Source organism: Rubripirellula amarantea, assembly GCF_007859865.1.
Classification (GTDB): domain Bacteria; phylum Planctomycetota; class Planctomycetia; order Pirellulales; family Pirellulaceae; genus Rubripirellula; species Rubripirellula amarantea.
This window is the reverse complement of sequence record NZ_SJPI01000003.1, coordinates 646,672-668,317: the sequence shown is the minus strand read 5'-3', so window position 1 is coordinate 668,317 and position 21,646 is coordinate 646,672. Positions and strand designations below refer to the sequence as shown.

The 21,646-nt window shown below is 55.5% G+C and carries 16 protein-coding genes; 5 read left to right on the top strand and 11 right to left on the bottom strand.

Translation table 11 applies throughout. The features are described from left to right. Positions 1 to 31 precede the first annotated feature (31 nt). The 11 genes from Pla22_RS22530 to Pla22_RS22480 all read right to left on the bottom strand — a co-directional run bounded on the left by Pla22_RS22530 (position 32) and on the right by Pla22_RS22480 (position 11,395). On the bottom strand, positions 32 to 337 hold the full coding sequence (locus Pla22_RS22530; RefSeq protein WP_146517027.1) for a hypothetical protein: 306 nt from the start codon (positions 335 to 337) through the stop codon (positions 32 to 34). A 161-nt stretch (positions 338 to 498) separates the two neighbouring features. Beyond that, a complete protein-coding gene (locus Pla22_RS22525; RefSeq protein WP_146517026.1) occupies positions 499 to 915 on the bottom strand; it encodes a hypothetical protein in 417 nt (138 codons plus the stop codon). A gap of 141 nt (positions 916 to 1,056) precedes the next feature. Next, positions 1,057 to 1,584, bottom strand: a complete 528-nt coding sequence (locus Pla22_RS22520) for a DUF4303 domain-containing protein (RefSeq protein WP_146517025.1) — start codon at positions 1,582 to 1,584, stop codon at positions 1,057 to 1,059. A 159-nt stretch (positions 1,585 to 1,743) separates the two neighbouring features. Beyond that, positions 1,744 to 2,037: a hypothetical protein gene (locus Pla22_RS22515; protein ID WP_146517024.1), complete on the bottom strand. Its 294-nt coding sequence runs from the start codon at positions 2,035 to 2,037 to the stop codon at positions 1,744 to 1,746. Between the two features lie 212 nt (positions 2,038 to 2,249). After that, positions 2,250 to 2,615: a hypothetical protein gene (locus Pla22_RS22510; protein ID WP_165440793.1), complete on the bottom strand. Its 366-nt coding sequence runs from the start codon at positions 2,613 to 2,615 to the stop codon at positions 2,250 to 2,252. 847 nt (positions 2,616 to 3,462) lie between these two features. Next, positions 3,463 to 4,971, bottom strand: a complete 1,509-nt coding sequence (locus Pla22_RS22505) for a tyrosine-type recombinase/integrase (protein ID WP_146517022.1) — start codon at positions 4,969 to 4,971, stop codon at positions 3,463 to 3,465. A 131-nt stretch (positions 4,972 to 5,102) separates the two neighbouring features. Next, positions 5,103 to 6,344: a tRNA epoxyqueuosine(34) reductase QueG gene (gene queG, locus Pla22_RS22500; RefSeq protein ID WP_390620297.1), complete on the bottom strand. Its 1,242-nt coding sequence runs from the start codon at positions 6,342 to 6,344 to the stop codon at positions 5,103 to 5,105. After that, positions 6,248 to 8,107, bottom strand: a complete 1,860-nt coding sequence (locus Pla22_RS22495; protein WP_207310457.1) for a prenyltransferase/squalene oxidase repeat-containing protein — start codon at positions 8,105 to 8,107, stop codon at positions 6,248 to 6,250. Before Pla22_RS22495 ends, queG begins: the two co-directional genes overlap by 97 nt. Beyond that, entirely contained in the window at positions 8,104 to 8,514 is a 411-nt protein-coding gene (locus Pla22_RS22490; protein ID WP_146517021.1) for an ExbD/TolR family protein, read from the bottom strand. Before Pla22_RS22490 ends, Pla22_RS22495 begins: the two co-directional genes overlap by 4 nt. Continuing rightward, positions 8,514 to 9,386: a MotA/TolQ/ExbB proton channel family protein gene (locus Pla22_RS22485; protein ID WP_390620300.1), complete on the bottom strand. Its 873-nt coding sequence runs from the start codon at positions 9,384 to 9,386 to the stop codon at positions 8,514 to 8,516. Before Pla22_RS22485 ends, Pla22_RS22490 begins: the two co-directional genes overlap by 1 nt. Before the next feature lie 152 nt (positions 9,387 to 9,538). Then, positions 9,539 to 11,395, bottom strand: coding sequence for a tetratricopeptide repeat protein (locus Pla22_RS22480; protein WP_146517020.1), 1,857 nt, complete (start codon positions 11,393 to 11,395; stop codon positions 9,539 to 9,541). A 280-nt stretch (positions 11,396 to 11,675) separates the two neighbouring features. Here Pla22_RS22480 and smc point away from each other — a divergent pair, with 280 nt between their 5' ends. The 5 genes from smc (at position 11,676) to asnB (ending at position 21,629) form a co-directional block, all read left to right on the top strand. Continuing rightward, positions 11,676 to 15,272: a chromosome segregation protein SMC gene (gene smc, locus Pla22_RS22475; RefSeq protein WP_146517019.1), complete on the top strand. Its 3,597-nt coding sequence runs from the start codon at positions 11,676 to 11,678 to the stop codon at positions 15,270 to 15,272. A gap of 68 nt (positions 15,273 to 15,340) precedes the next feature. Then, the gene (locus Pla22_RS22470) at positions 15,341 to 17,881 is read left to right on the top strand and encodes a hypothetical protein (protein ID WP_146517018.1); all 2,541 of its coding nucleotides are present in this window, start codon (positions 15,341 to 15,343) and stop codon (positions 17,879 to 17,881) included. A 53-nt stretch (positions 17,882 to 17,934) separates the two neighbouring features. Then, a complete protein-coding gene (locus Pla22_RS22465) occupies positions 17,935 to 18,858 on the top strand; it encodes a glycosyltransferase family 2 protein (RefSeq protein WP_146517017.1) in 924 nt (307 codons plus the stop codon). Further along, on the top strand, positions 18,855 to 19,634 hold the full coding sequence (locus tag Pla22_RS22460; protein ID WP_146517016.1) for a class I SAM-dependent methyltransferase: 780 nt from the start codon (positions 18,855 to 18,857) through the stop codon (positions 19,632 to 19,634). Before Pla22_RS22465 ends, Pla22_RS22460 begins: the two co-directional genes overlap by 4 nt. Before the next feature lie 27 nt (positions 19,635 to 19,661). After that, positions 19,662 to 21,629: an asparagine synthase (glutamine-hydrolyzing) gene (gene asnB, locus Pla22_RS22455; RefSeq protein ID WP_146517015.1), complete on the top strand. Its 1,968-nt coding sequence runs from the start codon at positions 19,662 to 19,664 to the stop codon at positions 21,627 to 21,629. Positions 21,630 to 21,646 lie beyond the last annotated feature (17 nt).

The following is a 21,646-nucleotide window of genomic DNA, read 5'->3' as shown; positions in this document are numbered from 1 at the left end:
GCGTAAAAACCATGTTGGCCGACCGTCTGCATCACGACGGCGGGCGTCCGGTCAGGCGTGACCGAACCGCGTTGAAGACGCCAACGGCAATGTACGAGACGTCGAATAGAATGAATGTTGCGAATGCGAACACAGCGACCCCGGAAACCGTGGAGTCGTTCTTGGGAACGGCCAACAGGCCGACGATAGCAGCGAGGAATCCGACCAGCGGAATCCATGACGGCCCCCGATCGGCGTAGAAGATAAGGTTGCGTACAGCGAGGCCAAAGTTGAAGGTGGTGTAAACCGCAGCAGGTAACAAAACGACACAAACGACGATCCAGCGTATTGTGTCCATTCGGGTAGGTCGGCCAACGGAAGGTTTTTACGACACCGCCGTTACCGAAGCGAGCGATGTCTGAATTACGGAAGATTCTACCAGCAGAGGGAGGCTTGAACAAACGACAGCGGTGTGCCGAAGGCCTAGCGTAAAAACCATGTTGGGCGACCGGTGCCCTGCTATTGAACCGACCATCCAAAGTGCTCGATCACGTAGTCCATTGCGTCCGTGTACGGATTACCGGTCACGTACGGACAAAGGACGATAGCCCACCACGAGTCAGTGTGGTAGGAGTTCTCTGTGAGGCTGGGGCGAAACGCGTATTCGACAAAGATGCGAGCGCTGCCGTCGCCAACAGGGCAGTACGAAACGTCGTTGAGCAGTGCGTGTGGACATTCGGCGAGCCATTCATCGGGCGAACATTTTGTCAGGCGATCGAGAACGAGCTTGGTAATGCGGTCAAAGTCACGCCGTATGACGGTATCCAACGAGTCGCCGATGTCACTTGGAATAAGGTTGCCATCATGGTCAATAGGCAGTTCGAGCCAATCGGCTCGGTCAGACGCATCGAAGTACGGATGACCTAGATATTCCATTACGGTAGGTCGCCCAACGGAAGGTTTTTACGACACCGCCGTTACCGAAGCGGTGGAGTTTGAGTCACGAGAGATTGTACCAATGCCAGCGCCCGTTGCCTACCAACGAAGGTGTGCCGAAGGCCTAGCGTAAAAACCATGTTAGGCGACCGTGCCATCATCGAGTGGTTCGGCAGCCTCGGCAAGCCACTGCGTGATTGATTCAGGCGGATTGAGTCGTATTGCACGCTCGGTGTTCGTGTGATCCGGCGGTACAACCTCGACGTTAATCATGAGTCGCTGCCGGGCGTCAGCGGAACCAAAGACATCCGCTGCATCAAGACGAAGCATGGCCGATTCAAGCGCAGTCATCCGCAGATCGTATTCGGTGCGACAGTCACCGGTGTCGATTGCAGGGCGAGCGAACCAAAGATCACGCACCGGGGCAAAGTGTTGGGAACCGAAGTCGAGGTATGGTGACGAAGCGTAGTGCCAGCGATCAAGCTCCGGATCACCCGCGTTGGCGAGCGACTCATGTGACCACGCCGCAATGTACGGGGGTAGCGCGTCGCCAGTCGTGATAAGCACGCAGTAGTAGAAGGTCTCGCCCGTGGCGAAGAGTTCGCGGAATGCAGTCGCGGCAGCGTCAACAACCGCGTCGGTCAGTTGTTCGACGGTTGGAACTGCCATTAACTGAGGTCGCCTAACGGAAGGTTTTTACGACACCGCCCTGAACGAAGCGAGCGATGTCTGAACTATAAGAAATTGTACCAAGGCCAGCCCGCGTTGACAAAGATGGAAGGTGTGCCGCAGGCCTAGCGTAAAAACCATGTTGTACGGCCCGGTGAGCTACAGGGCCACTATGCGATGAGATTGACCCGTGACGGACGTGATGTTGGCCGCAACCTCCGCGACAATTTGGGCAGCGGTGTCCGCGTCAATGCCGTCGCCCTCGAAGCAGATCTGAAATCCGGGGTCTTCGTCAGAGAATGAGATGTCGGTCTCGCCCACACGAATGCGATGTGTACCCCAACCGTCCACCACGGTGAAATCGAACGTGGATGGATGCAGCATCTCCGGAATCTGGTCGTAGTGAAAATCGAACCACTGCCCATCGTCGCGGCGGATCAGGAATTCAATCATCGGTAGGGCCGTACAACGGAAGGTTTTTACGTCACCGCCCTAAACGAAGCGAGTGACTCTGAGTAAAGAAACATTGTACCAATGCGAGGGCCCGTTGCGAAAGAGCCAAGGTGATCGCGGGTTTGCACCAGAGGGAAATCTACCGAAGCGAACGACGTGCCCCACCGAACGACTCTCCAACGACGACAGCCGCGACTAGCGTAAAAACCATGTTATGTGCCACCCGCGCTGGACCCGCGGAACAATCGTTCGGACAAATCGGCGGCAAACGATTCGGAGAATTGAGATAGACGTTCAATCGAAGAGTGAAGCTGGGGAATCGTGTCGTGGGCGACGGCAGCATAGGCAGTGCCATCGACGGGCGAATTGCGCCAGATGCCAACGGGCACGCCAGCAGATTGAACCGCAGCAATGTATCGCTGGGCGGCAGGGTCGGATGGCACCCCGTGTTCGTTGACGCTGTGTGACGGGAACGCGAGAAACGTCCAATGCGATGCGCCACGATCTGCAAGCGCGTCGAGGTCAATCAACGCGTCGAGGTCAATTGGGCCAGCGTAGTCCATCGCAGTACCGATCACCTGTGGCACATAACGGAAGGTTTTTACGACACCGCCCTAAACGAAGCGAGCGATGCCCGAACTACGGAAGATTGTACCAAGGCCAGCCCGCGTCGCCAAACAAGGAAGGTGTGCCGAAGGCCTAGCGTAAAAACCATGTTGCACGGCACGGAGCATCAGTGAAGACTCTCGATGCAACTTGCGTACAAGACCGTGCAGATGGGGGCGACAATCACCGCAAGGGACGCAATTGTGAAGATGCGGGCGAGACGGTAGAGGCGCGAGCCAAGCAGGCGAACGAACAAAGTTGCAAGAATCGACGTGCAGAGCAAAAGCGGATTTACAACGTACAGTGAATACTGCGCCTCAGCTACACAGGTACCACACCAACCACCGAAAGACGTACGAGATTCAGCCAAGCAGATACTCAGAATGCATGCGTCAGCAAAGACTGTCCACGCAGTTGCAGCAAAAACGTAAAGGGTGCGATAGCGCGCGGCGTGCGCGCCAAGAGTGCGAATTCGAGATTGTCGGTAAGCGATACTCACGCGGAGTGCCGTGCAACATACACTTTGTGCGACACCCCCTGCCTGTGGCGGGGGAGTTGGTGTGCACGGTGTAGCTAGCTTAGCTGGTGCGCGGCCGGTGTGCAATTTCTCGTGCTCTAATGACACTCGCCTTATTCGGTGAGTGATCCATTCAGATATCGTTCGCGAATCAGGCTGACATTCGGCCGCCTGTCCCGTAACATCTGCGCATCCTAGAGCGTTCGGTCGATGCTGGGCATCGCTCTACGCTTTGGGGCTTTGTGCCTACCAAACCTAGCTTTGAGAATCAGCTAGTTGGTGAGAGATCGTGTCGCGTTGGGCTAGTCGATCGGACTTCGGCAATCCGTCCCTTGCTTGACATTGCGAAGGGGGTGAGAACTAGTATCGTTGGACGCTTCTTTGAGCATCCGGGACGTGATCGCGCGCTGCAGAATCTGGTAAAACTCTGGCGATTGCACACGCTCACGAACGGGCTTGGGGAATTTCGCGATGGTGGACTCCCATTCTTCGGCTGCGGGCAATTCGATTGTTACAAACCCTTCTCGCGGCATTTCAGCAATCGTTCCGCGTAGATAGTGGCGGCGCTTCGCCGTTTTGATCTCAATCGCAATTTGAGTTCGCCGGGTGCGCGCATATTCATTCGCATCTGCATCGGGGTGACGACGGCTATGCAGTGCTAACGCGGCGACCGAATGGGTGGGGGCGGTAGCAATCGCTTGGCATGTAGGTTGCGAAACCGAAGATTGATTATCAATCTGACGTTGTGCGGACTCGTTTTTCGATGGTGCGTGCACTCCGGTCAAGCGGTCCAATGGGCTGGCGAAATTAGTTTGTGATTTCGCGACATGAACGTAGATCGTAGTTGTTTCAAGTCTGGCATGGCCGAGAACCTTTTGAATGCGTCTGATATCGCAACCGTCTTCAAACGAATGAGTCGCAAACGCATGACGCAGGGAGTGTGGCGTGACTTGCTTTTGAATCCCAGCGATCACACTCGCGGTCGCCACGGCACGCTGGACCGTACGTGGGCTGATGTGTCGGTCAGCGCGACGGGTGGGGCTTTCCCCCGCGAAGACGAACTCATCGCTTTGACATCCCTGCATCATTTTTTGTAGCAACGGTTGGTATTGCAAAGGCAATCCGACATGGCGGTCTGCGGCCCCTTTGCCTTGCTCGACGAACATTTGTTGACGATCAAAATCAATATCCCGCCATCTTAATCGAGATACCTCGCTTACCCGAAGTCCGGCTCCGTACATAAGACCTATCAACAAGGTATCGCGGCGGGATCGAGCGGCACAAAGCAGCCTGACGATCTCGTTGCGGCTGATGATCACCGGTCGCGAGCGTTTCTTGCGCGGAATTTCTAGACCAAGCGTCACATCGCGGTAACACATTTTGTCCCACGCCAATCGAATCGCCGCCAATTGCACACCCATATCGGATGCGCTGCGGTGGCCGTCATAGAGGTATTCCATGTAAGCTCGTACATGTTCGCGATTGAGCACGTGTGGCGGTCGGCCGAGCCACCGGAGCAGAGAGCGAATGGCGGCGAGGTATGTCTTTTGGGTTGTTCGCTGGTAGTAACGGATCTTTAGCTCTCGGGCGATTGCGCGGACGAAGACGTAGACCGAGGGTTGGTCGTCGTCGAGTGACAGGACTGCAAGTTCTCTCGCTAAGCGATCACCGACAGCGTTACGCGGTGCTGAACGACCCAGGCCAAGTCGATACGCATCACCCGACGGGTAGCGGTGGATCGGGCTTGGACGATAGCGTGGTCGCGTCGCCTGTTTCTGGTCACTTCGCGACTTGCGACTGGCTGCGTGCATCTTGGGCTCCTGTGTGCGTCATGGGTCGTGGCCGCTGTTGTTGAGTGGCGGAATATGACGTAACCGTGAAGCAATTAAAATGCTTGCGCAACAAGTTGTAACTTTGGCAGCACTTTGTACTACAGATAGTGCTAGCGAATTTTCCGCAACGCATCGCCGATCTCGGTTTGAACGATTTCGTCGGATTCAATCTTGAGGCGATCGGCTAACGCAGGTGCCGCGCTTGTGCAACCGATTTTTCCCAGCGCCCAGGCAACGGCGCCGCGGATGATGGGGTCGATATCATCAAGCGAATGGGAAAGAACTTCGACCGCGGATCGGTGTCTTTGGTTCCCCAAGACGATTGCTGCGTTTCGTAATACTCCGCGGCGTCGCGTTCGCCACAACGGCGTCTTGCGAAATCGTTTGCGAAATGCATCGTCATCGAGCGAGAACAGTTCAACAAGATCGAGCGTTTTTGCTGATGCCGAGACGTCTGGCTGTTCAGACGCATGCTTTTGATTCCATGGACAAACCTCTTGGCAGACATCGCAGCCGAATACCCAATCGCCAATGCCGTCTCGCAAAGCAGTGGGAATGATGTCGCGGTGTTCAATCGTCAGATAGCTGATGCACTTGCTCGCATCGAGAACGCCGGGGCGAGGGAACGCTTGCGTGGGACAAGCGTCAAGGCAAGCGGTGCACGTTCCGCAGTGATCGGTAACGTGCGGCGTGCTGTACGGCAGTTCGATGTCGAGTAGCAAGCAAGCTAGAAAAAAGTAGCTGCCACGATGCTTGTTCAGCAACAGCGTGTTCTTCCCTCGCCACCCAAGTCCGGCGAGCTGAGCAATTTCTCGTTCCATAATCGGCGCCGTGTCGACGACACCGCGAGCATTCGCGTGCGGCGCAAGTTGCCGGACCAGCGTTACCAATTGCTTCAGCTTGGGGTGGATAACGTCGTGGTAGTCGGTGCCCTGCCAAGTGTAGCGAGCTAGGCGGCCTCGGCCGGCTTGATCGTGGTGCTTGGGATCGTGGTGCGTGAGATCGTGGTGCGTGAGATCGTTGGCGTAAGGCAACGTCATCACAAGAATGGATTTAGCACCAGGAAGGACGCCTGAGGGGTGTCGATAGGCGTCCAGGCGATCGGCGAAGTAGGCCATGTCAGCGGCATAGCCATCGTCAATCCACTTCGCCAAATCTGAAAAGCCAGCCGAGTCGACTGCTGGCGCGATGCCGATCAAGTCAAAGCCTTGTTGGGACGCTGCTTGTCGAATCGTTTGGGCGAGCGATTGCGTGTCTATCGACGATTCACCGGGCTCGAGTTTATCGTTGATTCTTGAGCGACTTGCGGACGCTCGTCGCGGATCGTGTGGCGGTAGTAGGCTTCCAGGCACAGGGTCGCCATTGCAGTGGTGTAAACGGTTCCGCCATAGCCGCCCCAAACCGTCGTGTCGGGCCAGCTACCATCGGGCCGCTGAGTGGAAAGGAGACGGTCTTTGAGTGCCGTATTCCATTTTCGCCAAGCGTCGTCCTGCAATTGATGCAAGGCTAGCGTGGCGTAGTACCAATAATAGTAGTTGTCTTGCCCCACACCCGGAAGTTGAGCCAGCAAGTAATTTTCGGCTTCGCGAATTTCCATCGCCGGAACTTTCTCGCCAATTAGCAACCGCGTAGCGAGTGCTTCGGCGGTCATCGTCCGCGAGGGGGCTTCGCCGCGTCGATAGGATGCCAAGCCGCCGGTTGTTCCCATTCGAACGCTCAACAGAAAACGTTCGATCCCGGCTATCGAATTCCTATCGAGAGTTACTCCCGCACGAAAGCCGGCGTCAAGTACCATCGCTTGCCAGCCGAGTTGGCTGAGGTCACCGGGATCGCCTCGCTTGTAACGCCAACCGCCGGTCGAAGGATTCTGCATGCGACGCGTGAATCCGATGGCGCGGTTGGTGGCATCGACGGCCGATGGGTCTTGTGTGATCGCAGCGGCTTCGCCCATCGCAAGCGCCGCCATCCCATGCGAGTATGTATTGGCGTAGATCGTTGCGTCACCGGCAAGCGATCCGTCAGGCTTTTGCTTTTGAATAAGGTAGGCTAGTCCTCGGTAGACATGATCAGCATGTTGACCTTCTTGGTGCGTGTGTCCGGCGCCAAGTAGGGCCAACAGCGAAAGTCCGGTCAGCGCCGATTCGCATTTCGTTCCGGCACCCGCGCGAGTCATTCCCAAGGGCGCACGTTCTCGGCCAGCACCCGAAGCGGCAGGATCCCATGCTCCATCGGATCGTTGCGAACGACACAGAAACGCAAGCGCTGCTTCCACAGCGGCTTCTGTGTTTTCGTCGCCACCGGTTTGACGTAGCGCGATTGTTTTGGCTTGACCCACACGAGCAGCAAAGTCGTTCGCTATTGCACCGGGAACGTTCGCCTTCGTGGCGGATGCATCCGGAAGATCGGTGACGCGAGTGGTGGGTGGTGGCGAAGGTTGCGGTTGGGGCTTGAGATGAGGTTGAGATTGGATTTGCGGGGCGTCGGTTGCAGCAGCGTTATGCTCGGCTGTCATCGCTGGTTCGAGCGACGCTTCCGTCTCGGGTTCGGGTGTTTCGATGGAATCGTCCATCGCGAACGCTTCATCGAACATGTCGCTTAACGCATCGCTTGAAAGTGCTGCGGCCATTTCGGCGGTGACCATCTCGGCAGCCACCAATTCGCTAGGGGCAAGTGTCTTGGACGCTGGTGTTTCTTCAGCGGGTAATGGATCCTGGTTTGGTTCGTTTTCTGGTTGGGGGGACGGTGCGGCTTTCGCAAAATCGGCCAAACTGTTGATGGGAAGCGGCGCAATGGTCGATGATTCGTCATCCGCCGAAGTGGTTTCGAAATCCAAGTTAGGATCGAACGTCGAGAACGAAATTTCGCTGTCGGAAGGATCGTTTTGCGTTTCGTTGGACGCCGTCGTCGCGCCCCCGTTAGATGTGATGAGGGGGACCAAGAAAATCAGCGCGACGTGCAGGGCGATCGAAAGAATGAGGCAGACGATGCCAGCGCCGCGACCGGTTTTTTCTCGGCGACGAAATAGCCAAATCGTGGCGAGCAATAGCGCAACGGCAGCGGCGGCGACCGCGTAGACCAGTCGCGAGTCCTCCCAGAAACCAGCGGGGACGTTCAACGCCGCATCCTTTGGGTGGCAATGCCGATCTGATCGACTCCCGCCACTCGCACAGCGTGCAGCACTTCGACCATCTGCTGCACTGATCCACTGGCTTCACCACGCACGGCGACTCGCATGCCAGGGTAGTTGGCGTGTTCGCTTTGTAGAGTTCGAGTCAACTGGTCAAGCGTAATGGGGGACTCATCCAGTGTGATTGTGCCATCGACCGCGATCGCTACCACGCGTTCGTCAGGAACCCGGGCCAGCGATTTCATTTCGCCCACACTAGGGACATTCACCTTGATTCGGCTTTCGGCTTCGCTGAACTTGCTACCGACCATGAAGAAGATCACGAGCAAGAACACGACGTCAATCATTGGCGTCAAGTTGATCGTGACGTCTTCACTGTTTTGGCGTTTGGACATCAGGCCGCTCGCTTTTTACGGTTTCGGTTGTTGCCGTTTTCTTCAAGACCTTCGGCTGAAATACAATCGACGACCCGTTGGCAAAGTTTGTCGATCTCACCCAAGTAGCGATCGGACTTGCTGCTGAAATACATGTAAGCGAGGTAAGCTGGAATCGCAACGGATAGTCCACCAGCGGTGGTGATAAGCGCGACGCTGATTCCCGAGGCCAACATTTCGGGGCGACCCATCGATTCTTGACTGCTGATAATTTCGAATGCCTGGATCATGCCCAGCACAGTACCGAGCAGTCCTAGCAGGGGTGCGACGTTACTGATGGCATGAAAGACTCGCAAGAATCGTTTGAGTCCATCGGCGACGCGGTCCCCGGCGTCCATGACGGCTTGTTCGACTTCAAACATGGGGCGACCCCATCGTCGAACCGCAGCGCGAAACACTTCGGCGACCGGGCAATCGAACTCTTCGCAGATCGCGGTGGCTTCTTCGTAGCTGAGTTGCCCATCTTCGACACATTCGGTGAATCGTCGCACAAATGGTCGTGGAATCACGCGGCTGCGGCGTAGCGCGATCATGCGTTCAAACGAAAGAGTCAACACAATGAGCGAACAGATTCCCAAAGGGATCATTAACCACCCACCTTGTGAAATCTTCTGGATGAAGGCGGGAACTTGCCATGGGGTTGGCTCGGCTGCCACTTCCGCATTCTCGTCGGTGGCCGCGAATTCTTGCGAGGAAGCGGGAATCGCAGGGATGCCGCCGGTTTGCGATTGAGGATACGCGGCCGGTTGATAGGCACCATTGTTGTAGTTTTGTGTTTGCCCGAAGTTTTGCGCTGGCGTGAACTGTCCCATCGCGTGCGGCATCGATGACATCCACCAAATCGAGCCGGCGCACAGCATCAGTAGCGCCGCCAATCGCGTCAGCAAGGGCGTGCTCGATGGTCGCATGATCCGCGATCGTGCGATCTGCGAGGATCGTGGCGGCGATGTCGTTCGTGATCGCTTAGAAGCGAGTGGAGATGGGTTCATCGTCTTATCGGGGGAGATAGATCGCGGGTGGATGCGGGTGAAATCGCGGCCATCCGCTTGCGTGCCGCATCGGAATACGGCGAATCGGCAAACCGGCCTAGAAGAGTTCCGTAACAAACCGTGGCCTCTCGTGTCCGCCCCAATTGTTCAAATGATTTCCCAGCCTGAACCAATGCAGCGGCCACCCAAGGCCCGTCCGGGTCAACACCTTCCACGCTTCGATAAGCATTGATGGCGTCGGTAAATTTATTTTGAAGGTAGAAGGTTTCGCCGATTAACCATTGAGCTCGCCCACGTAAATGTCGGTCGATGCCGACGCCTCGGATCACATTTTCGAGCAATGATCGTGCTTCGTCGAAACGTGAACGCCGGATCGCTAATTCAGCGGCTAGCAGATCCACCAACGTGACGGCAAATTCGTTATCGCCGCACGATTGCCGCGCCAATGAGATTCGTGACTCAGCCAAGCTCGTATCGTTTCCCGTGGCCGTTTCCGCCTCGGCACACCTCAGCAACGTTGCGAAATCGCTAGCATTGCGGGTGTCGGCGATGTGGCTCCACCACTCTCTCGCTTCGGAAGTCTTGCCCGTTTGCATCAGCGATTCAGCAAATAGTCGTTCGACTGCTACGCTACGTCCCGAGGTTGCACGGTCGATTGATTCGCTTTGCGCGGCCATGGCTAGCATTGACCATTTTTCGTTGCGGCCGGCCCACCGGCAAGCAGCTTCGCGAACTTTACTGGTGACTTGTAACTGCGGGGCGGGGGAAACATACATCGACGCCAACCACTCGGCGTCTTGGTCATCGAGTTGGTCCAGCAGATCCGTGGTCGCTTGACCTGACAGATCTTGACGGGCAAGTTTTTCGGCCATGAGTTGTGCTTTGTCAGCTTGTCCGACTTGGCATGCGACTCTTATGGACAGTCCCATTAATGTGGCAGACCAATCAAGGCTTGCTGAGTGTTCGCATTGGCCGAGCAGCCATCCGCGTACCGATTCGGGAATTTCGTCAAAACCTAAACCCACGTGACTTTCGACAAGCTCCTTCGCGGGAACGGAGTCGGGCCATCGCATCAGGAGGTCGGACAACATTCGTTGAGCGTCATCGACTCGGCCGACTTCCGTCAAACACTTGGCACAAACACGGGTCGCTTGCGCTGCATCGGGATGATCGGGGTAACGCTCGACGAAAGATCCCAATTGTTGCGCCGCTTGCAGAGGCTCGGTGGCTCGCAGTACCGTGGTCCAGGCTTGGCCCAGCAGCGCCGTGGCTTTTTGTTCCTCGTCGGCGAGCGCCTCGGCGGCTCGGTAAGCATCAGCGGCACTATCGAAGTTTTGTTCGTTCAGCGAGCTAGCGCCCATGCTAAACGCCAGACTAAGAAGGGCTTGGCGTTGGGGGGCCGCGATCAGGTGGGGATTGGCTGCAAGTTCTTCAAGTGAGCTTATCACTTGGACATGGTCATTTTGCCGAGTGGCGACCGAGATTAAAGCGAGCTGAATGACGGTTCGCTGGTTCGCAAAGCGAGATGTTGTTCCGTCTTGCGGTGTTTGCGTATCGCCTCGATGAGTTTGCTTGCCGGCTTCCTGGTACAACTTTGCTGCCATGTCCAGATTGCCAGCCTGTTCGAAGGCCCGAGCGGTTCGAACCAAGGTTTTGATCGCGCGATCGGGCGTGGTTTCGGACCAGTCGATACCTTGAATTTGGTCGCTGAGGGAATCAAGTTGTCCGGCCGCCACCGCCTGCTCGATCTGCGAAAGAGCGGAGTCACTGGCGCACGCCCACCCAACCGACAGCAGGCAATGGGCCGCTCCGAGCAAGATCAAGCGATGCAGATTCAGCGGCAAAGGGCTCATTCGGGTCCGAGGGCGGTGTGAAGCAAACCTATTACTTAAGCAAATACCCCAAATTGCCGCCCGATCGCAATCCCAGACTCCACAGGCGAGTTTTGGGCAAATCTGCCGGAAAGCCCTATATTTAAGGGGTTGGCGGCAAAACAGAGCTAGGCTCCCGAAGGGGTTTTATCTACTCTGGACGAGACAAATTGGCTTATCACCAGCCACATCTCGCCGCGAGCAACCTGCTTCGCCGTCTTCCTGTTCGTCCTCCGTTTGAAACCGATCATTCACCCTTCGCATGCTAAAAGCACTCGAGCTGGCCGGTTTCAAGAGTTTCGCGGATCGGACGCGTTTTGATTTTCCCGATGGGATCACCGTTGTGGTCGGTCCTAATGGCTCTGGAAAATCCAACATCGTTGATGCGATGAAGTGGGTGCTAGGGTCGCAGTCCGCCAAGAGCCTTCGCGGCAAGGACATGTCCGATGTGATCTTCAAAGGGTCTCAAACCCGCGGCCCCGCCGGAATGGCCGAAGTCACGATCGTTTTCGACAACGCCGATGGAGCGTTGCCCGTCGACGCACCTGAGGTTCACGTCACACGGCGAGTTTATCGCAGTGGCGAAGGCGAATACCTGATCAATGCTCAACCCGTTCGCTTGAAGGATGTCAAAGACCTGATTCGGGGCACCGGCATCGGAATCGATGCGTACAGCCTGATCGAACAAGGCAAAGTCGATAAGATGCTCAACGCTAACGCCAAGGATCGCCGTGCGATCTTTGAAGAAGCGGCGGGGATCAGTCGATTTAAAGCAAAGAAGATCGAAGCCGAACGCCGACTTGCCCGTGTGCAATCGAATCTGACAAGACTCGGGGACATCGTCGATGAGGTCGCATCGCGGCTAAAGAGTTTGCGATCGCAGGCCAGCAAGGCGGAAAGATATCGCTTGGCGACCGAGCGAATGAAAGAGCTTCGGTTGCAAATTGCCTGGACCGATTGGATCAACCTTTCGAGCGAACTGGAATCTGCTGCGACCGAACTGGCTACCGCGGCAGCTCGGCAAACGGAACTCGAAGCGCTTCGCACCGAAATGACCGAGCGGCGTCAAGCAGCGGATGCTCAGTTGCAAAACATCGCCGACGAGGCACGCGCGGTCGAATCCGAACGAAGCTCTGCACTCGGCCAGATCGCTCAAATGGAAGGTCGCCGCGACGCTGACCAATCCGCGATTGTCGATTTGCGTAAAGGCGTTGCAGCGTCGCTTCGACGTGCCAGATTGTTGCAAGCTCAGGCCGGATCGGCGGCTGCTGAATTGCGAGGCGCGAACGAACGGCTCGAAGACTATCGACTCGAAATGGAGGCTGTTCGGGCCCGCAGCACCGAAGCCGAGACGAATCGCGACAAAATTCAAAACGAAGCGAGTGAGGTTCGACGGCAACGTGATGAGGTAGGACGCCAACACCTTGCGATCGTTCGCAAAGTTGCCGACTTTCAGGCCCAGAATCAACGCATTGAACAACGTGTCGCCGAAGCTACCCGCACGCTGACCAATCTGGCTCGGCGATTAAGCACATCGCAGAATTACCTTGCGACCGCGCAAACTGAAGCGGAAGCGGCGACCGCGAAGGTGAAGCAACTCGACGAGGCCATCGCGGCGACGGGCAAGGAAGTCGAACTAGCCGACGCGAAGGTTTCCGAGAGTCGACGGATGCTGCAGCGCCGCCAAGAAGAGGTGTCCGCGCTAAAGATGCGACTGCAGGGAGTGACTGAGCGACAAAAAGTGCTCAGCGATCTTGAACGCCGCCAAGAAGGTGTGTCCGGTGGCGTGCAGGCCATCCTAAAGCAGATTCGTCAAGACAAGTCACCTTTCGCGAAACAACTTCATGGCATGGTGGCTGAGTGCTTTGATGTCGACGTTAAGGTCGCGCCGCTGATTGATGCCGCCCTGGGTGAACGTAGCCAATACCTGATCGTTGACGGTGGTGAAATTCAACAGGCGATCCTCGATGGCAAATTGAAACTCAATCATCGCGTAGGGCTGATTCGTATCGACGAACTGCCCGCCCGTCGTCCCGGCGATCGCATCCGTTTGGATGGCCTTCGCGGTGTGTTGGGACGCGGCGATCGAATGATTTCCTGCTCACCGACTTTGGAACCGCTTGCGCGGCACTTGCTAAGCAACACGTGGCTGGTCGATTCGCTGGAAACGGCTTTGGGGCTTCGGAAGTTAAGCGGCGCGGGCCTGCGTTTTGTTACGTCCAACGGCGAACTGCTAGAAAACGATGGTTCCACCGTGGTTGGCCCCTCCGCCGCAGCCGCTGGATTAGTCAGTCGAAAGAGCGAACTCAACGCATCCGAAAACGAAATCAAGCATTACCAATATCAGATCGGGGAAGCCGAAGCGGAAACGCAGCGTCTGGCTGCTCGGGTTGACGAAGAAGCGGCCGCACTGGGACGGATCGAAGTCGAACATCGCGGGCTCATCACACAACGTGCCGCCGCGGATGCCGAATGCCGACACACAATCGAACGACGACAGCAACAAGAAACGATTTGCGAAGAGATTGAAGTCGAGATTGCTGCGGCGACCACCTTGCGCGACAGTGCAACGACGGAACGTCTAAGTGTGCAGTCCCAGATTCAAGCCGGAAAGCAAGACGTTGAGCGGTTGGAACTTGAAACCGCTGAACTCGACGAGATGCTGTCGGAAACCCAAACGTCGTTGCAAACCGCGACTGCCGGAGTGATGTCGATCTCGGTGGAACTTGCCCGAGCTGAACAGAAACACGAGGCCTTAGCAGCAACTTTGGCTCAACAAAAACGCGACCAAAGCCAACGCGAAGCCGCCGTTGCTGAGGTTCGCGAGCAAGCCGACCTCGGGCGAGCTCGTATTGCCGATTTGAATACAAGGATCTTGGAAGCGTCGAACCGTCTTGCGGAATTGCAGTGGGACGTCGATCAAAGCGATATCCGGTTGCGAGAACTTGCCGGTGATGCAGCGGAAGTTCGCCGAACCAATCGCGACATCTTGAAGGCAAGCGAGCAGGCTATCAAAGACGCTGCCGCAGCTAGTGAGGCATTGCACACCATCACCGCGCGGAAAGATAACGCAATGCTGCGCCGCGAAACGTTGGCGTCACGGTTGTTGGACGATTACCAGATCGACTTGCAAGCCGAAGAGCCGCCGGAAGATTTTGCCGAGCCCGAAGACCGTGATGCGGTCGAGAATGAAATTGGCGACTTACGGGCACAACTTCAAAAAACGCAAAGCGTCAACATGGAAGCCCTCGAAGAACTCGAAGGTTTGCAAGCTCGCTACGACGAATTGCACGGGCAGTACCAAGACCTGACGGCTGCGAAAGATTCGCTGCAACGTATCATCGGTCGGATTAACGCCGATTCACGTCGCTTGTTCATGGATACGCTCGAAGCGATTCGACAAAACTTTCAATTGCTCTATCGCAAGTCATTCGGCGGTGGTCATGCCGACTTGATTTTGGAAGAGTCCGAGGATCCGCTCGAAGCCGGTGTCGAGATTGTTGCCACGCCGCCGGGCAAGCCGAGTTTCAACAACTCGCTGCTATCGGGTGGCGAGAAAGCGCTGACCGCTGTGGCTTTGTTGATGTCGATCTTTAAGTATCGACCAAGCCCGTTTTGCGTTCTCGACGAAGTTGACGCACCATTTGACGAAGCAAACATCGGTCGCTTTGTAACCGTGCTGAATGAGTTTCTTGATCACAGTAAGTTTGTGGTCGTCACGCACAGCAAGAAAACCATGACTGCTGCGACAACTCTTTACGGCGTGACAATGCAAGAATCCGGCGTTAGCAAACGCGTCTCGATCCGCTTCGAAGACGTCAGCGAGAATGGTGAAATCAGCGACGGCGAGGCTGCTTAGTCCTTCGTCGATCATTGCTGATATACTCCGCACTTGCTGACCTTTTCGACCGTTCGTGAATGAGTTGCGTGAATTCCTCTCCCCAACGCCAAAGTCGACGCCCAGTCCAAACTGATCTAGATCGCGCTGCGGCGGAACGCCAACGGTCCGGTGTGGCATCGCACCCGCATCGCTGTTTCGCGTTGGCGATCATGGGCGTCTTGTTCTCAATTGCACTTTCCGCATTGGTGTTCTTGGGATGTCGTGCTGCTGGACGCGATAGCGACCTGTTTCCCTGTTTGGTTTCGGTTGTTTCAGCTTGGGGGTTTGCGTCAATCGTGGGCCGGTTGTCCGGACGTTGGTTGAGCGTTGCTGTGTTGATAAGCACGTGCGGATCCATCTTGCTGGGCAAGTCCTTGATCGGTTTGCAACTACTGCCGGATTCCTCGTTGCGAGAAATCATGGGGGGAACTGCCACCGTCACGAATGCGTCGTTCTGCTTGTTGGCGCCGATCGTTGGTGCTGCACTGGCCGGGATGACCGAAATGGCTGGGATGACCGATCGCTGGAGTGGATGGTCATTGGATGAACAGAATAACGAGGGTAAACGCGATGAGCTGGAAATGCGGGACGAACCGACCGTTGACGCACGCGTGCCGTTTACTCCGATAGGTTGGGCAGCCATGGCGGCTTGGTTGTTGTTGGTAGCGGTGTTCTACACGATTGGGGGAACAGGTGATCGAACTGGATTTCGCATGATCACGGTCCCTTACGATGAACTGAGTGCGAATCAATCGTTGCTCGGGTTCAGCGTCAGCATGGCAAACCGCCCGATGATGGTGGAAACCATCTCGGCCGTTGACCAAGTGACCTGGTTTGCTGGTGGAGTCCGCAGCGACAGCAACTTTCGCTTCTTGCGGTCTGGCTACGCGTTTTTGGCGGCTCAGTTTTCGCCCATCTGCAGCCCGCGAAATTCGTTGCTCGTCGTCAATTTCTTAAGCTGGTTGGTTTGTCTGGGTGTCTTGTGGAGGCTTGCCGATCGTTGGTTCATGTCTTCGGTGGCTGCCGCGTTCAGCGTTTGCATCGGCGCGGTGGGACTTGGATTCGGCGTTCTAGTTAACGATACGACGCCGCACTTGTTGTCGTTCGCGATGTACTTCGTCGGAATCGCGATGATTAGCGAATTTAGCCTGGGTAACCAACGGCAAAACTGGCAGACGCATTTGCTGTTTGGACTTGTTTTTGGTTCGATGAGCTTGGCCTACAACGTCGCTCAGATGCTGTTGTTGGTTTACTTGGCTGTGTCTTTCCGAACGCAGCGACTCGCTCATTTACTAGCCGCCACATCGCTTGCGTTGTTGTTTCGGCCTGTCTTGCGTTGGATCCTGCCTGGATTAGGGATCAACGTCGTGGAAGTCGAGGGAGCTTACTTATCTCGAGCGATAGATCATTGGCGTGAATCCTTCGAGCAGGGGATCGTACATTTTGTCGGCGACGTCGTTCGCTACACCGCCGAGATCGTGACCTCGTTGGAATCACCTTGGACATTGGCGCTGGGCGTTCTCGGATTGCTGATGATTCGAGATCGCTCAAGACTTTGGCTATGCTTCATGACGATTGCTTCACCGGTTGCTGCGTGTCTCGTGTTTGCACCGGTGGCAACTGCTCGAGGCTACGTTGTGTTCGGAGCGAGCGTCGTCATTTACCTGGGTGCGGGTTTCCTGTTTGCCAATTTGATCAAGCGTCCGGGAAAGCAACGTGTTGTTGCTTGGCTTTGCCTGGCGACATTATGCGTGGGGCAATTAGCATGGACGACGTCCCACTATCGTGGCTGGACTGCGCCATCGAAGGCATTCTTCTTGGGTTGGGATCAGGGCAGTCCACTGTTGACCGAGTCTCCGGTCCTTTTGAATATGACGGGCAATGAACCACTGCCGAAAGTTTTTGGTGGCAATGCTTCATTTGTGGATGGCGGTGCGATCGAAACCGCGCTGGCGAGCGAGGTGTTTCCAAGATGGCTGGTCCTGGCGCAATTGAGTCGGTTGCCATTTGTGGCAGCGGTCCTACTCGTTGTTAATTCGCTACCGATTCAACGACCGACGCGTCGTTGGAGTTCAGGATTGATTGTGGTCTGGTTTTTGATCACCTCACTGATATCGTTTGCTGTTGTTGATCAGCAGCCTTTCGTATTCGACTGCATGAACGCGATTGAGTTGGGTGAGAAAGAAGCGATGACGTATGAGGTCGATGTATCAGAAGATGTGCGTCGCGAGATGAGCTTGGTGATGACGGCACACCCAGACGCCAATATCGAGTTGTATTTGGGTGCATCGCAGTCGGTCGACGTGCGTTGGCAAGCTGATGACAAGGACGTTGCGATCCAACAGAACGATCGCGGATTGCGGCAGGTCTTGCTCGCGAAGGATTCCGAACTGATATCCCATTCGCAACGTTGGAAGTTCTCAATTGCAGGTGTCCCTGGACAACGAGCAACGCTGGGGGGATGGCAGCGAGTAGAATTGCAAGGCAGGCGTTTGGTTAGCGATGGCGAAGCGAAAATGACTCTTCCGGGAATCGAAGTTCGGATTCGTGACCGGGCAACGGGTGTTCTTATGCTTGCGGTGTTCTAAACTGCTTTGACGATCGACCTTGCGACTTATCTACTTCCATCGCGTTATTCCCTATGATCCATGTTTCCGTAGTGATCCCCGCTTATAACGAAGAGGCCTCGGTTGCGGGGGTCGTGAGGGCGGTTCGGAAGAACTTAAACGACCACAACATCGCACACCAAATTGTGATTGTGGTCGATGGAGCGACGGATAACACCGAGGCTGTCGCACGAGAACACGCGGATCTAGTTATCGTCCATCCGCAAAATCTTGGTTACGGGCAAAGTTTGAAGAGCGGAATCGTAGCGGCCAAACATGACCTGATTGCCATCACGGATGCCGACCAAACGTACCCGGTAGATCGCTTGCCGCAATTGATCGATCTCGCTCAAAAATTTGACATGGTCGTTGGCGCTAGAACAGGCTCGGTCTATCGCGGCAGCATGACTAAGTGGATAGGCCGGTTTGTCTTTCGGCAGCTTAGTCAATTCTCGGCGGGTCGAAGTATTCCCGATATCAACTCGGGCATGCGTGTGTTTCGTCGCAGCATGATTTTGCGATTCTTGCCGGTGATCAGCGCTGGGTTCTCGTTCACGACAACCGCGACGCTTGCGTACATGCACAACCAATTGACGGTTCATTACATTTCTATCGCTTACCACAAGCGAGAGGGACGATCGAAGGTGCGGCACCTTCGCGATTCGTTGCGGTCGCTTCAGATCATCACCGAGGCGATTCTCCGTTACAATCCAATCAAGTTGTTCATCTTGCTGGCCGCTCCTCTGGCGATGGCTGCCGCAATATGCGTCTTGTTTTCGGCAGTTGGGTTGGGGGCAGCTTCGTTCATCGCCGGAGTCATCTTCGCTAGTGCTGCGGTGCTAGTCATGGCGGTTGGTTTTCTCGCTGTCGCGCTGCTTCCCCAACGAGAGTTTCTGCATTCTCAATACCTTATGGGAGTGAATCAAAACGAGCCAACTGAGTTGGACTCAACAACATGAACGACTCGCAGAAACCGGCATCACTGACCTCGTCGCAACCGGATCAAGCACCAGATCCAGTGGGCGCGATGACGATGAGCCCCGCCATGCACCAGATGAGTGCGTATCCGCGTTACCTAATGTCCCTTGTCACACCGGTTTTAGGCGATCGTGTTTGGGAAATTGGCGTGGGACATGGACAGTACACTGCTGAGTTGCGACGGCAATCGCGTTGTGTTCTGGGGACTGACATTGACCGCGACTGCTTAAGCTCCGTGGAACGTCGTTTCAAGGATGACGATCAGGTCCGAACCGGTTGGATTGATCTTCGCGATCGCGATAGCGTGCAGCAGCATCGCTCTTTTGGTGCTGATTCCATCATTTGCCTCAATGTGCTTGAGCATATCGAGGACGACGTAGCGGCGATGCGATGGTTGCTCGAAACTTGCCAGCCTGGTGCGGGGCTTGGGATGATTGTGCCGGCACATTCTTGGTTGTACGGCAAGATGGACGAAGAAGCTGGCCACTATCGCCGCTACTCTCGGACGCGACTTGCTGAAGTATTGACCCAGGCCGGTTGGAACGTTCATCGGCTCAGGTATGTCAACGTGGTCGGAGCAGCGGGGTGGTGGTTTCACAATCGGGTTCGGCAGCAAGCCGGTCTGGCGGATGAGTCAGTCAATTCTCAAATGTTAAAAGCAGACCGGTGGTTGCCTCGGTTCGCACGCGTGACCGATCCGTTATTCAGGCGAATTGCTGGCCTCTCGGTGCTTGCGCACGCTCGTCGTTCAACTTAACACCCAGCCCAAGAAGTACGACTTTGCATGTGTGGAATTGCAGGCCTCTTTGACTATCGAAACGTTCGCTCAGGTCCTTCACGAGTTGATTCCGCTATCGGCAGGCAAATGGTGGACTCGTTGATGCACCGAGGGCCCGATGACGGTGGCTTGGTGACGTTTGACACAGTGATGCTCGGGCATCGTCGTTTGTCGATCTTAGATCTGAGCGACGATGGGCACCAACCGATGAAAGACGAAGCCTCAGGCGCGTGGATCGTTTTTAATGGCGAGATCTACAACTATCGCGAACTTCGTAACGAGTTAACTGAACTTGGACATCGTTTTCGATCTACAACGGATACCGAAGTCATTCTTCTAGGGTATCGCCAATGGGGTCGCGAGGCCTTGATTGAACGACTCAGCGGGATGTATGCCTTTGCGATTTGGGATGCCGTCGAGCATGCCTTGTGGTTGACTCGCGATCCGGTGGGAATCAAGCCTCTGTTCTATCAAGAAGACCAAGGGTGCTTTCGTTTCGGATCAGAGATCAAGGCAATCTTGGCCGACCAGCGTGTTGAACGACGCGTAGATTGGAAGGCGATCTCGCAGTTTCTTACGTTTGGCTACACGCCAGCTCCCGCCACAGGATTCGAGGGAGTTCGATCTTTGATGCCGGGGTGCGGGTTGATTGTTGATCGAAACGGGCTGCATCATCATCGCCACTCGGTTCTGACCTACCCAGATCAACCCATTGAAATGTCAATGGAAGAAGCCGTGGGGGAATTGGATGACGCAATCAATCATTCGGTCCGGCGGCAAATGATTGCAGATGTTCCCGTTGGAGCTTTTCTAAGTGGCGGTCTTGATTCCAGCGCCGTGGTGCGGAGTATGGTCGGCGAAAGCTCATCGGTTAGCACTTTCACGATCGGGTTCGCCGAGCGTAGTTTTGATGAGTCATCCTTTGCTCGCATGGTTGCCGACACTTACGCAACCAAGCATCATCGTGAACTAGCGACCGAGGAAATGTCGTCGCTGCTTGGTTGCGTCGTTTCTCATGCGGAAGAACCGCTTGCGGACAATTCTTCCTTGCCGTTTTTCATGCTCTGTCAATCAACCCGTCCGCATGTGAAAGTCGCACTGTCAGGCGATGGCGCGGATGAGTTGCTGGCTGGTTACAGCACCTATCACGCCACTGAACTAGCCCACTATTTCCGCTTGATACCCCGAATGATCCGCCGTGGCGTTTTGGCACCTCTAGCGAAACTGATTCCAGCAACTGGAAACAAGTATTCGGCGTCCATGCTCGCGGAACGGTTCCTTTCGGGGGCAGACTTGGCGTTCCCGATGGATCATTGCAGTTGGCGAAGGATGATTTTTCCGGATCTTGCGAGTCGACTGTTTCGAGGTGCTCTTCAGAACAATGACTTTGATCCTCTCGAAAACTATGCTTCAGCAGTTAAGAGTGGACCGGATTGGCTTTCGCCCAATGAACAAGTCTTGCACGGCGATCTTTCGTTTCATCTACCCAACGATATGCTCGTCAAGGTCGATCGAATGAGCATGGCGAACTCGTTGGAGGTTCGCGTGCCTTTGTTAGATGACGAAGTCATCCGAGCTTGTCTTCGAATACCCTACGACCACAAACGGAAAGCTGGGAATGGAAAACTGGTGCTAAAGAAGTTATTGGCCCGTGATCTTCCCCGCGAAATCACTGAACGTAAAAAGAGTGGGTTTGTCGTGCCGGTCGAACGCTGGCTATCGGGACCTTGGCGCGACCTGCTCGAAAAACACTTGTGCGGTCGTTTTATGTCGGAAACTCAAGTGTTGGATCGTAGCGTCGTTCAGCAGATGATCGAAGAGCATCAACAGGGCAAATCCGATCATGGCTATGCGTTGTTTACGTTACTTTCGTTGGCGATGTGGTGGGAAATCTGGATCGACCAGAGTGAACCACCTCAATTGGTCTGTCCGATCGCAAAACCAACTCGCATGCAACACGTTGCAGGAAGTTGATCAGCGGTCACATGCGA

Bases quoted from the DNA above. Each gene is read 5' to 3' on its own strand.
- smc (WP_146517019.1), top strand. From the start codon at position 11,676: ATGCTAAAAGCACTCGAGCTGGCCGGTTTCAAGAGTTTCGCGGATCGG.
- Pla22_RS22525 (WP_146517026.1), bottom strand. From the start codon at position 915: ATGGAATATCTAGGTCATCCGTACTTCGATGCGTCTGACCGAGCCGAT.
- Pla22_RS22530 (WP_146517027.1), bottom strand. From the start codon at position 337: ATGGACACAATACGCTGGATCGTCGTTTGTGTCGTTTTGTTACCTGCT.
- Pla22_RS22520 (WP_146517025.1), bottom strand. From the start codon at position 1,584: ATGGCAGTTCCAACCGTCGAACAACTGACCGACGCGGTTGTTGACGCT.
- Pla22_RS22515 (WP_146517024.1), bottom strand. From the start codon at position 2,037: ATGATTGAATTCCTGATCCGCCGCGACGATGGGCAGTGGTTCGATTTT.
- Pla22_RS22505 (WP_146517022.1), bottom strand. From the start codon at position 4,971: ATGCACGCAGCCAGTCGCAAGTCGCGAAGTGACCAGAAACAGGCGACG.
- Pla22_RS22490 (WP_146517021.1), bottom strand. From the start codon at position 8,514: ATGTCCAAACGCCAAAACAGTGAAGACGTCACGATCAACTTGACGCCA.
- Pla22_RS22460 (WP_146517016.1), top strand. From the start codon at position 18,855: ATGAACGACTCGCAGAAACCGGCATCACTGACCTCGTCGCAACCGGAT.
- asnB (WP_146517015.1), top strand. From the start codon at position 19,662: ATGTGTGGAATTGCAGGCCTCTTTGACTATCGAAACGTTCGCTCAGGT.
- Pla22_RS22480 (WP_146517020.1), bottom strand. From the start codon at position 11,395: ATGAGCCCTTTGCCGCTGAATCTGCATCGCTTGATCTTGCTCGGAGCG.
- Pla22_RS22485 (WP_390620300.1), bottom strand. From the start codon at position 9,386: ATGTCATCGATGCCGCACGCGATGGGACAGTTCACGCCAGCGCAAAAC.
- Pla22_RS22465 (WP_146517017.1), top strand. From the start codon at position 17,935: ATGATCCATGTTTCCGTAGTGATCCCCGCTTATAACGAAGAGGCCTCG.